Genomic DNA, 14,483 nt, shown 5'->3' with positions numbered 1-14,483 from the left:
CTTGGTGTTGTTCGCGGCCCGCACCACCGTCGTGGCCGTTCGCGCAGTTCCGCCCCCTATGCCTTCGGCAATGGGGGGACCCCCAGCGCCTTGGCCCTTCGGGTGAGGCCCACAACCCCGGGTCCCGCCCAGCGGCCTGATGTAGTTCGCGGTCTGCGGACCGTGGCTGGCTGGTCGCGCAGTTCCGCCCCCTATGCCTTCGGCGATGGGGGGACCCCCAGCGCCTTGGCCCTTCGGGTGAGGCCCACAACGCCGGGTCTCGCCCAGCGGCCTGGTGTAGTTCGCGGCCCGCGGACCGTGGCTGGCTGGTCGCGCAGTTCCCCGCGCCCCTAAAAGATCTTCCCCGGCCCCGCCCCTGAAAAGGGGGCCCGTGTCGCCACGAGGGCGACGAGGAGGGCAACCCAGGGGCTCGGGGAACTGCGAGACAAGCCACAGGCGGTCCGCAGACCGCCGACAACGGCAGGGCGCCGGGCGCGGCCCGGGAAAGGCGAGGGGCCCGGGACCCCGAAGCGGCTCCGGCCCCCGGGTCATCGTGCCGAGAGGACCGCCGCTACGACCGGGCCCGCCGCCTCGCCGCCGCGGCCGCCGGACTGGACCGCCGCCGCTGCGGCGAGATCCTCCGCGTACCCGGCGAACCACGCGTTGCTGGTCTCCTGGCCGCCCATCTCCGCCGAACCCGTCTTCGACCCCTTGTCGCCGCCGACGCGGGCCATCGCCTTGCTGCCCGAGCCGGTCGTCGCGTCGGCCCGCATCAGGGCGCGCAGGGTGGCCGCCATGGACGCGGGCATCGGCTGCGCCGTCGCGAAGTCCGCGTCACCCGCGTCACCCGCGCCCCCGCCACCCACCGCGCCCGCCGCGAGGATCGTCGGCTGCTTGAACGCGCCGTTCTTCACCGTCGCCGCCACCGACGCCATGTTCAGCGCGTTCATGGTGATCCGGCCCTGGCCGATGTACGACGCCGCCGTCTCCGTACCCTCCGAATCCGGCACGCTGCCGTCGTACGTCGATACGCCCGTCTTCCAGTCCAGTCCGAGACCGAAGTACTTCCGCGCCGTCTCGCCCAGCGCCGACCCCGCCACGCCCTTCTCCGTCAGCGGCTTGATCGCCTTGATGAAGGTGGTGTTGCAGGAGCGGGCGAACGCCTGCCGGAAGGTGGCGTTCGGCACCTCGAACCGCTTCAGGTTCTCGAAGGTCCGGCCGTTCCACTGCACGGTCGCGGGACACTCGACCGGGCTGTCCGCCCCGGAGACGAGCCCGTGCTCCAGCATCATCGCCGCCGTCACGATCTTCATCGTGGAGCCGGGGGCCTGGGTGCCCAGCAGCGCCGTGTTGTAGCCGCCCGGCGGGTTGTTGGCGATCGCCCTGATCTCCCCGGTACTGGGCTTGACCGCGACGACCGACGCCTTCGGCGTCTTCGCCACCGCCCGTTCCGCCGCGGCCTGCACCCCGGCGTCGATGGTGGTCTTCAGCTCACCGGGCTCCCCCTCGGTGAGGGTGAGGAGCGTCTGGTCGGGCGCGGACTCGTTCGAGGAGGTGAGGACCAGCTCGACGCCCGGCTTGCCGCCCGCGGCCTCGCCGTACTTCTTCCGCAGCCCGTCCAGCACCCCCGCCAGGGACGGGTACTTCTCCCGTGTCAGCTCCCGGCCCGCCCGGTCGAGCGCCTTCACCGGCGGCGTACCGGCCGGTCCCGTGGACAGTTCGGTCGTCGCCGTCAGCTTCGGATGCAGCACCGAGGGCCGCCAGTCGACCAGCGCCCGCCCGGTGGACTCACCGCGCACCACGGTCAGTTCGGAGGTGTACGTCCACGGCTTGCTGCGGCCCTCCCAGGTCACCGTCGCCTTCACGGTGAACGGCACCTTCGGGCCGACGGCCGCCGCCGGGGTGATCTCGGCCGCCGACACCTTCGCCGTCGAGCGGTAGCCGCCGAGCAGCGGCCCCGCCGCGACCGGGTCGTCGGTGAGCTGCGCCGCCGCGTCCGGCTCGCCCCCGGCCCAGGCCGTCAGGAAGTCCCGGGCCGTCCGCTCGACCTCCTCGGCCGTCGGCGGCCCCGTCTTCTTCTCCGCCAGCCCGTTCTCCCGGTTGCCGCCGGTCATCCCCTCGTAGAGGTTGTAGCCGCCGTACGCGACCCCGCCGGCTACGACCAGGAAGACCCCGCCGACTACGGCGACCTTGACTCCACTGCGCATGACACGCGCCCCTCCCCATACGGGGCCCGCCGTCCGGCGGGCCCCGCGAAACCTCTTGACCTGGCCGGGCGTCGTCCTCCGGCCGTACGACATCCGACCCGCCCAGCCTAGGACGGGCCACCGACAGCCAGGCGGGACCGTTACGGGACCGGGACCCCCGGGGCCGGTGACACCACCGATCCGACCCAAAAGATGCTACTTACACCCAGGTATCGAGCCACATACGGTCCTGCCACTCGCTCAACGGAATCACCGTGCCCGTGTACAGCGGATGGAAGTAGATGAAGTTCCAGACGATCAGCAGGACGAGGACGCCCGCACCGATCGCCCCCACCGCCCGCCGGGTCTCCGACGCCCCCGGCGGCCCCAGGATCGCCCCCACGAGCATCGCCACCGCCAGACAGAGGAACGGTACGAAGACCACCGCGTAGAACACGAAGATCGTCCGCTCCTGGTAGAAGAACCAGGGCACCCAGCCCGCGGCGACCGCACAGGCGATCGCGCCCGCCCGCCAGTCCCGGCGGAAGAACCACCGCCACAGCACGTACACCAGCGCCGCGCACCCCGCCCACCACAGCATCGGCGTCCCCAGCGCCAGCACCTCCGAGGCACAGCCGCCGCCCGCGCTGTCCGCCGCGCAGCCGCCGCTGCCCGGCTTCAGATCCTTGTAGTAGTAGGAGACCGGGCGGCCCATCACGATCCAGCTCCACGGATTGGACTGGTACGTGTGCCCCGACGTCAGGCCCACATGGAACTCGTAGACCTCCGCCTCGTAGTGCCACAGACTGCGCAGCCAGTCCGGCACGAACGGCCAGGCCGTCTCCCGGCCCGGCCCCTCCGACGCCCAGTTCCGCAGATGCCCCCGGTCCGTGAAGATCCAGCCCGACCACGACACCAGATACGTCACCAGGGCCACCGGCACGATCGCCGTGAACGCGGGCACCAGATCACGGCGGAACACCGCCCGGTACGGGCGCACCGCGCCCGACGTCCGGCGGGCACCGACGTCCCACAACACGGTCAGCAGCCCGAACGCCGCCATGATGTACAGGCCGTTCCACTTCGTCCCGGCCGCCAGACCCAGCATCACCCCCGCCGCGATCCGCCACGGACGGGCCCCCAGCCGCAAAGTCTCCGCGACCGTCGTATCCGGCCGCAGCAAACCGTCCGCGTCCACCGGCAGCGCCCCCGCCAGCCGGGCCCTCGCCCGGTCCCGGTCGATCAGCAGACAGCCGAACGCCGCCACGACGAAGAACATCAGCACCAGATCGAGCAGCGCCGTCCGGCTCATCACGAAATGCAGCCCGTCCACGGCGAGCAGCAGCCCCGCGACACAGCCCAGGAACGTCGAACGGAACAGCCGCCGCCCGATCCGGCAGATCATCAGCACCGAGATCGTGCCCAGCAGCGCGACCATGAAGCGCCAGCCGAACGGCTCGAACCCGAACAGCTTCTCGCCGAGACCGATCACCCATTTGCCGACCGGCGGATGCACCACATAGCCCGGATCGGCGGGGATCGGTACCGCCGACGGATCCGCCAGGATCTTCTTGTCGACATCTTTGGGCCAGTGGCCCTCGTACCCCTGGTTGATCAGGGCCCAGGCGTCCTTGGCGTAATACGTCTCGTCGAATATCACCGCGTTCGGCTTGCCCAGGTTCCAGAACCTGAGCACCCCCGCGAACAGCGCCACCAACAAGGGCCCCGCCCAGGCGGAGACCCGCAACAGCGGCCCCACCCGGTGCGCGGGCACCCCGAGCACCGGCCACAACCGCTCCGACGGCCTGGTGTACGGCGGTACGAGCCGCTCCCGCAGCCCGATCTCCGCCCGGGGTACGTATCCGAATCGCCGCAGACGCGCGGGCCAGGCGGGCGGCGGCGGGTCGTCGTCCCCCCGCTTGAGGGGCGAAGGCGCGGTACTGGTCACCGCGCCATCGTAGGGACATCCCCCACGTGCCCGATGCCTTTGCCGCCGGGGGACCGCGAGCGCCCCGGCTTTCCGACCGGCCCGCCGCACGTTTCGGGCGGCGCGATGTTGTTCGCGGCCCGCGCCGCCGCATGTGGCTGTTCGCGCGGTTCCTCCCCTTGTGCCTTCGGCGATGGGGGGACCCCCAGCGCCTTGGCCCTCCCGGGTCGCGCCCGGCCGCCTGATGCTGTTCGCGGCCTGCGGACCGCCTGTGGCTTGTCTCGCAGTTCCCCGAGCCCCTGGGTTGCCCTCCTCGTCGCCCTCGTAGAAGGCGGGCCCCGTCTTCCCATCGGCGGGGCCGGGGAGAGGCTTTTAGGGGCGCGGGGAACTGCGCGAACAGCCACGACGGTGGCGCGGACCGCGAACAAGCTTCCGTCGCCGGGCGCGGCCCGGGGTTGTGGGCCTCAGCCGGAGGGCCAAGGCGCTGGGGGTCCCCCCATTGCCGAAGGCACAGGGGGCGGAACCGCGCGACAAGCCACCCACCGGCGCGCGGTCGGCAAGGCCCGGTGGGGACCTCCGCGGACTCCGAGGAAAGGCGGCGGCGAGATCTCCGCGGGCGCGGGGGAGAATGGGGCGCGTGAGTCAGACGCCCCCCAACACCACCCCCGGCGGAGTCCTCGTCCTCGCGGGGACGCCCATCGGCGACCCCCGCGACGCCCCGCCCCGCCTCGCCGACGAACTGCGCGCCGCGGATGTCGTCGCCGCCGAGGACACCCGGCGGCTGCGGCGCCTCGCCCAGGCCCTCGACGTGACGCCGGGCGGCCGGGTCGTGTCGTACTTCGAGGGGAACGAGTCCGCCCGCACCCCCGAACTGGTCGACGCCCTGACCGGCGGCGCCCGGGTACTGCTCGTCACGGACGCGGGAATGCCCTCCGTGTCGGACCCCGGCTACCGGCTGGTCGCCGCCGCCGTCGCCGCCGACATCCGGGTGACCGCCGTCCCCGGGCCCTCCGCCGTCCTGACGGCCCTGGCGCTCTCCGGACTGCCCGTCGACCGCTTCTGCTTCGAGGGCTTCCTGCCCCGCAAGGCGGGCGAGCGGCTGGCCCGGCTCCGCGAGAACGAGCAGGAGCGCCGCACCCTCGTCTACTTCGAGGCCACCCACCGCATCGAGGAGACCCTCCAGGCGATGGCCGAGGTCTTCGGCCCCGACCGCCGGGCCGCCGTCTGCCGGGAGCTGACCAAGACGTACGAGGAGGTCAAGCGGGGCGGCCTGGCCGAGCTGGCGGCCTGGTCGGCGGACGGCGTACGAGGCGAGATCACCGTCGTCGTCGAAGGCGCGCCCGCCCCCGGCCCCGGGGATCTGACCCCGGCGGAACTCGTGGCCAGGGTCCGGGCCCGGGAGGAGGCGGGGGAGCGCCGCAAGGAGGCGATCGCGGCGGTGGCGACGGAGGCGGGGCTGCCGAAGCGGGAGGTCTTCGACGCGGTGGTCGCCGCGAAGAACGCGCCCTAGCTTCCGGGGGCCTCGCGCCCCGCGCCCTTCCGTTGTTCGCGGTCCGCACCACCGTCTTGGCTGGTCGCGCAGTTCCTCCCCCTGTGCCTTCGGCGCTGGGGGGACCCCCAGCGCCTTGGCCCTCCGGGTGAGGCCCACAGACCCGGGTCTCGCCCGGTGACCTGGTGTTGTTCGCCGTCTGCACCACCGTCGTGGCCGTTCGCGCAGTTCCCCGCGCCCCTAAATGCTCTCCCCGGCACCGCCCCTGGGAAGTAAGAGGCCCGCCTCCCTACGAGGGCGACGAGGAGGGCAACCCAGGGGCTCGGGGAACTGCGAGACAAGCCACCCACGGTCCGCAGGCCGCGAACAGCATCAGACCGCCGGGCGCGGCCCGTGGAGGGCCGAGGCGCTGGGGGTCCCCCAGCGCCGAAGGCATAGGGGGAGGAACCGCGCGAACAACGCCACGCGGCCGGGCGCGGCCCGGGGAGGGGTGAGGCGCTGGACCCCCCAGCGGGAGGCGTCCGCGCGGCCCCGTGGAGGGTAAAGGGCTAGCCTGGAATGCAAAGCCCTGACCGGGCCCGAGGGCTTCCCGGCATGGGAAGTGCCAAGACCACACCATGTTTCTCCAGGCGCTGTCGCGCTCCCGCCGGAATGGGCGTCCACTGGTTCAGTGGAGAGGAGCTGGCATGAGTGAGATCACCGGCGCGGCGAGGGTCCACGAGGCGTACGCCTTCGCGTGTATGCGTTGCGGGCACGGCTGGGAGCAGGCGTACGAGATCGAGCATCACGTCGACGCGGAGGGGCGGCAGTACGTGGTCTACCGGGCCGACGGCACCCGGGTGCCGTCCCCGTTGTCCAGTCCCACCTGCGCCAACTGTGGGGGGCATGTCGTCAGGATCATGCGCGCGGGCCAGGTGTCGTCCGTGCTGAACCGGGCCGTCAGAAACGGCCGTAGCGGCCGGGTCGTGGAGGAGCGGCCGGTCCCGATCGCCGGGCCCATCGGCGCGACGGACTACCGGCTGGAGGAGGACGGGGACCCGGCGGGCGCGCCGGATGTGGCCCCGGCGGCGGCTTCGGCCGCGGTGCCGGACGCCCGGGAGCCCCGGCACCACTGGCATCTGTCGGATCTGCTGCACCCCTTCCAGCACCGCCGCCACTGAGTCCCGGCGCGTCCGGAGGGCAGGTCTCCGGGCGCATGGTCCGGGTCCCGGGCGGGGTGCGGTACGTGTTCACTCCGTCCGGCCCGCGGCGTATGGCACCGGCCCGCTCGCCAGCCTCCCGCGAGCGGGCCGGCGCCATGCCCGCCACCCGGCTCCCCCGGGGTCCGTAGGATCGCGGGCATGAGTTCGAAGTCCTCGCCGCCGCCGCTGCCGGAGCCCCTGCGGGTCTCCGTCGCCGACTCGCATACCCATCTCGACATGCAGGAGGGGACCGTCGACGAGGCGCTGGCCAGGGCCGCGGCCGTCGGGGTGACGACCGTCGTCCAGGTCGGCTGCGACATCGAGGGCTCCCGCTGGGCGGCCCGTACCGCCGCCGCGTACGACGCCGTGCACGCGGCCGTGGCCCTGCATCCGAACGAGGCGCCCAGGATCGTCCTCGGGGACCCGGGGAACGGCGGGCCCCGGCAGTCGGTCCGGCCGCCCGGCGGGGACGGCGCCCTGGACGAGGCGCTCGCGGAGATCGACGCGCTCGCCGCCCTGCCGCACGTCAAGGCCGTGGGCGAGACCGGTCTCGACTACTTCCGTACGGGTGAGGAGGGCGTCGCCGCCCAGGAGCGGTCCTTCCGCGCCCATATCGAGATCGCCAAGCGGCACGGCAAGGCGCTCGTCATCCACGACCGGGACGCCCACGCGGACGTGCTGCGCGTCCTCGCCGAGGAGGGCGCGCCCGACCGTACGGTCTTCCACTGCTACTCCGGCGACGCCGACATGGCGAAGATCTGCGCCGACGCGGGCTACTACATGTCCTTCGCGGGCAACGTCACGTTCAAGAACGCCCAGCCGCTGCGGGACGCCCTCGCGGTCGCGTCGCGCGAACTGGTCCTGGTGGAGACCGACGCGCCGTTTCTGACGCCCGCGCCGTACCGCGGACGGCCCAACGCCCCGTATCTCATTCCGGTCACGCTGCGCGCGATGGCGGCGGTGAAGGGGCTGGACGAGGACACGCTGGCCGCGGCGGTCGCGGCCAACACGGCGGAGGCGTTCGGCTACTGAGGGGTCACGGGGCGATAACGCCCCGTGGTCCGTCCGGGCCCGCCGGGACCGGCGTCCGCGACACGGCGTGACCGAATGGCTTTGGAGAGTGACAGTCGTTCGGCTACCGTCCCGGCCCACCACACAGTGGGCGGCGACGGACGGAGCGCGGCGTGAGCGTGAGCGATACGGACGAAGAGGGCGCGGCGGGTCCGGGTCCGGCTCCGGCGGGGCCCGGTGCCTGCCGGGGCGTACGGCGGCGTACGGCCCCGCCCCGTGCCGCCCCCTCCGACCTGCTGCGGCGCCTCCTGCCGCAGGCCCTCGTCGTCGCCTGCCTCGCGGGCGGCACCTCCGCCTTCCTGATCAGCGACAAGGCCGTCCTGCTCACCGTCGACGGCGTACCCCGCACCCTGCACACCTTCGCCGACGACGTCGGCGAACTCCTCGCGGCGGAGGGCGTCGCCTTCGGGGCCCATGACATCGTCGCGCCCGCCCCGGCCGCCGCGCTCGCCGACGGCGACGAGGTCGTCGTCCGCTACGGCCGCCCCATCGCCCTCACCCTCGACGGCACCCGCCGCACGGTCTGGACCACCGCCGACACCGTCGACGGCGCCCTGCGGCAGCTCGGGGTCCGGGCGGAGGGCGCCCGGCTGTCGGCGTCCCGGTCGGCCGGGATCTCCCGGGCGGGCCTCGCCCTCGACGTCCGTACGGAACGCGCCGTCACCTTCCTCGCCGACGGCCGGGCCCGCACCCTGCGCACCAACGCTGCGACCGTCGCCGACGCCCTCGCGGAGGCCGGGATCGTCCTCGGCCGCGAGGACACCGCGTCCGTACCGCTCGACGCCTTCCCCCGGGACGGCCGGACGATCACGGTCACCCGGATCAGCGGCTCCCGCCAGGTCCGGGAGGAACCGGTGCCGTACGCGACCGTGCGCACCCCCGACCCCGACGCCTTCGTGGGAACGGAGACCGTGGTCACGCCCGGCCGGGCGGGCACCCGCCGGGTCGTCTACACCGTGCGGACCGTCGACGGTGTGCGGGAGGAGCCCCGCAAGGCGGGGGAGCGGCTGATCCGGCCGCCCGTCACCCGCGAGATCCACTACGGCACCCGCCGCCCGCCCCGGTCGGTCGCGGGCGCGGACGGGCTGAACTGGGCCGCGCTGGCCCGCTGCGAGTCCGGCGGCCGTCCGGACGCGGTCGACCCGTCGGGCACCTACGGGGGCCTCTACCAGTTCGACCCGCCCACCTGGCGGGCCCTCGGCGGCACCGGGCGCCCCCAGGACGCGCCCGCGTCCGAGCAGACGTTCCGGGCGAAGAAGCTCTACGTCCAACGGGGCGCATCCCCCTGGCCCCACTGCGGCCGCCTGCTCTGACCCGGGGCGGTTGCTGCTGCCTGGACTCCAGGCCGCGCCCGGCGCCCTGCCGTTGTCGGCGGCCTGCGGACCGCCTGTGGCTTGTCGCGCAGTTCCCCGCGCCCCTATGCCTTCGGCAATGGGGGACCCCCAGCGCCTTGGCCCTCCACAGCACCGCCGACTACCCGGTCTCGCCGGGCGCCATCGGGTAATCCCCGGCCTGCGGACCGTGGCTGGTTGCTCGCGCAGTTCCCCGCGCCCCTGGGTTGCCCTCCTCGTCGCCCTTGTAGGGAGGCGGGCACTCTTTCCGAGGAACGGGGCCGGGGAGAGCATTTAGGGGCGCGGGGAACTGCGCGAACGGCCACGACGGTGGTGCGGGCCGCGAACCACACCAGGCTGCCGGGCGGGACCCGGGTTGTGGGCCTCACCGGGAGGGCCGAGGCGCTGGGGGTCCCCCCATTGCCGAAGGCATAGGGGGCGGAACTGCGCGACCAGCCAGCCACGGTCCGCAGGCCGCGAACCACACCAGGCTGCCGGGCGGGACCCGGGTTGTGGGCCTCACCCGGAGGGCCGAGGCGCTGGGGGTCCCCCCATTGCCGAAGGCATAGGGGGCGGAACTGCGCGACAAGCCAGCCACGGTCCGCAGGCCGCGAACCACACCAGGCTGCCGGGCGCGGCCCGGGGTTGCGGGCCTCAGCCGGAGAGCCGAGGCGCTGGAAGTCCCCCCGTCGCCGGAGGCGCACGGCGCGGCACCGTGCGACCGGGCATGGGCGGGCGCGGGGGCCGGGGCCCTTAGGGTGGAGGCGTGAGCAGCACCGATCCCGAAACCGACCTCCACGACGCGTCCGAGCCCGAAAGCAGCGACCGCAGCGACTGCAGCGACTGCGGCGACCGCGGCGACGCCCTGCTCGGTCCCGCCGACATCCGGGAACTCGCCGCGGCCCTCGGCGTACGGCCCACCAAGCAGCGCGGCCAGAACTTCGTCATCGACGCCAACACCGTCCGCCGGATCGTCCGGACCGCCGGTGTCCGGCCCGATGACACCGTCGTGGAGGTGGGCCCGGGGCTCGGCTCCCTCACGCTGGCGCTGCTGGAGGCCGCCGAGCGGGTCGTGGCCGTCGAGATCGACGACGTACTGGCCGCGGCCCTGCCCGCCACGGTCCTCGCCCGGACGCCCGCGTCCGCGCCCCGCTTCTCCCTCGTGCACTCGGACGCGATGCTGGTCGAGGAGCTGCCGGGCCCGCCTCCGACGGCGCTGGTGGCGAATCTGCCGTACAACGTGGCCGTTCCCGTCCTGCTGCACATGCTGGACCGGTTCCCCACCATCGAGCGGACCCTCGTCATGGTGCAGGCGGAGGTCGCGGACCGGCTGGCGGCCGGGCCCGGGAACAAGGTGTACGGCGTGCCGTCCGTGAAGGCCAACTGGTACGCCGAGGTGAAGCGCGCCGGGTCCATCGGCCGCAATGTGTTCTGGCCCGCGCCCAATGTCGACTCGGGGCTCGTCTCCCTGGTCCGCCGCGATCCGCCCCGGACGACGGCCACGAAGCGTGAGGTGTTCGCCGTGGTCGACGCCGCGTTCGCCCAGCGCCGCAAGACGCTGCGGGCGGCTCTGGCGGGCTGGGCCGGGTCCCCGGCGCTCGCCGAGCGGGCCCTGGTGGCCGCCGGGGTGTCGCCGCAGGCCCGCGGCGAGGCCCTGACCGTCGAGGAGTTCGCCCGGATCGCGGAGGCCAAGCAGTGACCGGCCGCGCCGTGGAGGGCGCCGTCACCGTACGCGTACCGGCGAAGGTCAACGTCCGGCTCGCGGTCGGCGCCGCCCGCCCGGACGGCTTCCACGACCTGGCCAATGTCTTTCTCGCCGTCTCCCTCCACGACGAGGTGACGGTACGGCCCGCACAGGCCCTGACTGTCACCTGCGAGGGCCCCGGCGCCGATCTCGTACCGCTGGACGGGACGAACCTGGCCGCCCGGGCGGCGACCCTGCTCGCCGCCCGCCACGGCATCGAACCCGCCGTCCACATCCATATCGCCAAGGACATCCCCGTCGCGGGCGGCATGGCGGGCGGCAGCGCCGACGGCGCGGGCGCCCTGCTGGCCTGCGACGCCCTCTGGGGGCTCGGCTCGACCCGGGCCGAACTCCTCGACATCTGCGCCGAACTCGGCTCCGACGTGCCCTTCAGCCTGGTCGGCGGGGCCGCCCTCGGTACCGGCCGGGGCGAGCGGCTGGCACCCCTCGACACCGGCGGTACGTTCCACTGGGTCTTCGCCGTCGCCGACGGCGGGCTCTCCACCCCGGCGGTCTACGGCGAGTTCGACCGGCTGACCGCCGGTACCGAGGTCCCCGCGCCCGAGGCGTCCCCGGCGCTTCTGGCGGCCCTGGGATCAGGCGACGCCACGGCCCTCGCCGCTGCCCTCGCCAACGATCTCCAGCCCGCCGCGCTCTCCCTCCGCCCGGCGCTGAAGGACACCCTCGACACCGGTCTCGCGGCGGGCGCGCTCGCCGCGATCGTCTCCGGCTCGGGTCCGACGACGGCGTATCTGGTGAAGGACGAGGAGTCGGCGCGCGCGGTCGCGGCGGCCCTGACGGCGTCGGGCACCTGCCGCACGGCCCGTACGGCGACGTCCCCGGCGGCGGGCGCGACGATCCTCTGACGGCGGGCCGGGCCCGTGTCCCCGACCGGGCCCGGCCGACCGGCGCCCCGTACCGCCGCGCCGCCCCTCCGGACACGCGTGCGTCCACGGGCCGCACCCCGCCCGATCTTTCGGGTGATCGGAGCGGTCCCCCGGTGTGTGGTGCCGTCAGCACCCGCCGCCCCGTGGTCGATTGGGGCCGAGCCCCGTCCCGATGACCGGGCTCGGAGAGGAACCCATGAAGAGCATCCTGGGCAAGGCACTGGTGACCGCCGGTGCCGCGCTGGCCCTCGCCGCCGTCGCGGCCCCCGCGCAGGCGCACGAGCCGGTGACCGCGGGCGGCGGCGGGCAGTACATCGCCTCCGCCGAGCCGCACAACATCTTCGCCGCGGGCGAGATCGAAGGCTTCGCCGAGACCGCCCACGCCTACGCCGCCGGCTTCGGTGTCGGCTGGGCCACGGACATCGCTTCCGGCGGTGGCTTCGAGGGCATCGCGGGCACCCGCTGACACCGCCGCGCCCGGACGGAGGGGACACCCCGAGGGGACACCCCGCCGTCCGGGCGCGGTCATCCGCCGCCCGCCGCCTCCGTCGACCCCGCCGACCCCGCCGCCCCCGGCGCCGTACGCGGTCGGTCGCCCCCGCCGCCGTACGCCGCCCGCCCCGGACACGGCCCGGACCGGGACCTTGCCTCGACCGGCAGTTGACGCGGTACGCACCCATGGCCAAGGATCCGGGCTCATGGCCTCCGTGAACATCGTGCTCCTGCACGGCCGCCGTGTGCTGATGGGGGCCATCGCCCTACTGCTGCTCGTCGCGGGCTCCTGGGCGTCCTGGGACTCCGCGCGCCACGTCCTCCTCGGCGGCGACCGCGAACGCGGCACGATCACCGTCGCCGCCTGCGGCGACGACACCTGCACCGGCCCGTACGTCCCCGACGACTCGGCGCCCGCCAGGACCGGGCTCACCATCGAGAAGTCCGTCGCCGTCGAGAAGGGCGCCGTACTCGCCGTCGTCCTCAAACCCGGTACGAAGGAACTCATCCGCACCGGACCCGCCGGGGCCCTGCACGCCTGGCTGCCCCTCGCGGGCGCGCTGCTGCTCGCCTCCGTGCTCGTCGCGGGCGGACTCGCCCTGCCCAAGGTCGCCGGAGCGATGGCGGTCGCGGGCGGCGCGATCACCCTCGCCACGTTCACGGCACTGCTCTGACCCGGACGCCCCGCCGTACGCGCCGTGGCCCGCTCCGGGCGCCCCGCCCCGCGCGCCCGAGCCGTCAGCGACTAGCATCCGAACGCATCACCCCTGAGGAGCGGAGAGTTCATTGGTGCGTCAACCGCGCGTCGGCGTCGCGATCCTGACCATGGGCAACCGCCCCGCCGAACTGGCGGAGCTGCTCGAATCGGTCGCCCGGCAGGACACCCCCGCGAGCCGGATCGTGGTCGTCGGCAACGGCGCCCCGCTGCCGCCGCTCCCCGACGGGGTCACCGGCGTCGAACTCCCCGAGAACCTCGGCGTCACCGGCGGACGCAACGCGGCCATCGCGAAACTCCGCGAGCTGGGAGAGGTCGATGTCGTCGTCGACCTCGACGACGACGGACTCCTCATCGACACCGACGTCTTCTCCCGGCTCGTCAAGCTCTACGAACAGGACGACACCCTCGGCGTCGTCAGCTTCCGGATCTCCGACGAACAGGGCCGCACCGCCCGCCGCCACGTCCCCCGGCTGCGGGCGAGCGACCCGATGCGGCGCGGCTACGTCACCACCTTCCTCGGCGGCGGCCACGGCCTCTCCATGAAGATGCTCGACCAGACCGGCGACTGGCCCGAGGCGTTCTTCTACGCCCACGAGGAGACCGACCTCGCCTGGCGCGCCCTCGACCACGGCTGGAAGATCCTCTACGAGCCCGAGCTGGTCCTGCGCCACCCCTGGACCTCGCCCACCCGGCACGCCGTCTTCCACCGCATGGTCGCGCGCAACCGGGTCTGGCTCGCGAAGCGGCACCTCCCGGCGCCGCTGGTGCCGCTGTACCTGGGGGTGTGGACCGCGCTCACCCTGCTGCGGACACGGTCCGCGAGCGGGCTGCGGGCGTGGTTCGGGGGGTTCGCGGAGGGCGTGAGGACGCCGTGCCCGCCGAGGAAGCCGATGCGGTGGTCCACGGTCTGGCGCATGACCCGCCTGGGCCGCCCCCCGATCATCTGACCCCCCTCCCCGGGTCCCCGCGCCCTGGGGCTCGGCCCCGTAGCGCGCCGTGTGGCCTGATGTTGTTCGCGGCCCGCGGACCGCATGTGGTTGCTCGCGCAGTTCCCCGCGCCCCTGGTTGCCCGTCTCCTGGCCCTTGTCAGGGCAACGCCCCGACTGGGAGCCCGCCTCCCACTTGTGCGGCGAGAGGGAGAGCATTTAGGGGCGCGGGGAACTGCGCGACCAGCCGCGACGGTGGTGCGGACCGCTGACAACACCAGGCCGCCGGGCGGGACCCGGGTTTGTGGGCCTCACCCGGAGGGCCAAGGCGCTGGGGGTCCCCCCATTGCCGAAGGCATAGGGGGCGGAACTGCGCGACCAGCCGCGACGGTGGCGCGGACCGCCGACAACACCAGGCCGCCGGGCGGGACCCGGGTCTGTAAGCCTCACCCGGAAGGCCAAGGCGCTGGGGGTCCCCCCATTGCCGAAGGCATAGGGGGCGGAACTGCGCGACCAGCCGCGACGGTGGCGCGGACCGCCGACAACACCAGG

General features: G+C 74.0%; 11 protein-coding genes. 9 read left to right on the top strand and 2 right to left on the bottom strand.

Annotated features, from left to right (window positions below):
- Positions 1–527: 527 nt before the first annotated feature.
- The gene (locus tag AB0G74_RS03435) at positions 528–2,186 is read right to left on the bottom strand and encodes a penicillin-binding transpeptidase domain-containing protein (RefSeq protein ID WP_361140066.1); all 1,659 of its coding nucleotides are present in this window, start codon (positions 2,184–2,186) and stop codon (positions 528–530) included.
- A gap of 199 nt (positions 2,187–2,385) precedes the next feature.
- The gene (locus AB0G74_RS03430; RefSeq protein WP_361140063.1) at positions 2,386–4,113 is read right to left on the bottom strand and encodes a phospholipid carrier-dependent glycosyltransferase; all 1,728 of its coding nucleotides are present in this window, start codon (positions 4,111–4,113) and stop codon (positions 2,386–2,388) included.
- Between the two features lie 616 nt (positions 4,114–4,729).
- On the opposite strand from AB0G74_RS03430, the gene rsmI reads away from it, so the two are divergent.
- The 9 genes from rsmI (at position 4,730) to AB0G74_RS03385 (ending at position 13,952) form a co-directional block, all read left to right on the top strand.
- Complete coding sequence (gene rsmI / locus AB0G74_RS03425) at positions 4,730–5,602, top strand: 16S rRNA (cytidine(1402)-2'-O)-methyltransferase (RefSeq protein ID WP_361140060.1); 873 nt, start codon at positions 4,730–4,732, stop codon at positions 5,600–5,602.
- Positions 5,603–6,267: 665 nt separating this feature from the next.
- The gene (locus AB0G74_RS03420) at positions 6,268–6,741 is read left to right on the top strand and encodes a hypothetical protein (protein ID WP_361140057.1); all 474 of its coding nucleotides are present in this window, start codon (positions 6,268–6,270) and stop codon (positions 6,739–6,741) included.
- A gap of 180 nt (positions 6,742–6,921) precedes the next feature.
- Positions 6,922–7,794, top strand: coding sequence for a TatD family hydrolase (locus AB0G74_RS03415; protein WP_361140054.1), 873 nt, complete (start codon positions 6,922–6,924; stop codon positions 7,792–7,794).
- A 152-nt stretch (positions 7,795–7,946) separates the two neighbouring features.
- Complete coding sequence (locus tag AB0G74_RS03410) at positions 7,947–9,146, top strand: ubiquitin-like domain-containing protein (RefSeq protein ID WP_361140051.1); 1,200 nt, start codon at positions 7,947–7,949, stop codon at positions 9,144–9,146.
- A gap of 883 nt (positions 9,147–10,029) precedes the next feature.
- On the top strand, positions 10,030–10,863 hold the full coding sequence (gene rsmA, locus AB0G74_RS03405; RefSeq protein WP_361140421.1) for a 16S rRNA (adenine(1518)-N(6)/adenine(1519)-N(6))-dimethyltransferase RsmA: 834 nt from the start codon (positions 10,030–10,032) through the stop codon (positions 10,861–10,863).
- A gap of 11 nt (positions 10,864–10,874) precedes the next feature.
- Positions 10,875–11,774 carry a 4-(cytidine 5'-diphospho)-2-C-methyl-D-erythritol kinase gene (locus AB0G74_RS03400; protein WP_361140419.1) on the top strand — a complete coding sequence of 300 codons (900 nt, stop codon included), beginning with the start codon at positions 10,875–10,877 and terminating at the stop codon, positions 11,772–11,774.
- 217 nt (positions 11,775–11,991) lie between these two features.
- Positions 11,992–12,261, top strand: a complete 270-nt coding sequence (locus tag AB0G74_RS03395) for a hypothetical protein (protein ID WP_358826807.1) — start codon at positions 11,992–11,994, stop codon at positions 12,259–12,261.
- 232 nt (positions 12,262–12,493) lie between these two features.
- On the top strand, positions 12,494–12,961 hold the full coding sequence (locus AB0G74_RS03390) for a hypothetical protein (protein ID WP_361140048.1): 468 nt from the start codon (positions 12,494–12,496) through the stop codon (positions 12,959–12,961).
- A gap of 115 nt (positions 12,962–13,076) precedes the next feature.
- Positions 13,077–13,952, top strand: coding sequence for a glycosyltransferase (locus AB0G74_RS03385; protein WP_361140045.1), 876 nt, complete (start codon positions 13,077–13,079; stop codon positions 13,950–13,952).
- Positions 13,953–14,483 lie beyond the last annotated feature (531 nt).

The sequence above is a fragment of the Streptomyces sp. NPDC020875 genome (assembly GCF_040641415.1).
Lineage (GTDB): Bacteria > Actinomycetota > Actinomycetes > Streptomycetales > Streptomycetaceae > Streptomyces.
The sequence above is the reverse complement of the archived record's forward strand: the minus strand, read 5'-3'. Positions and strand labels throughout refer to the sequence as shown.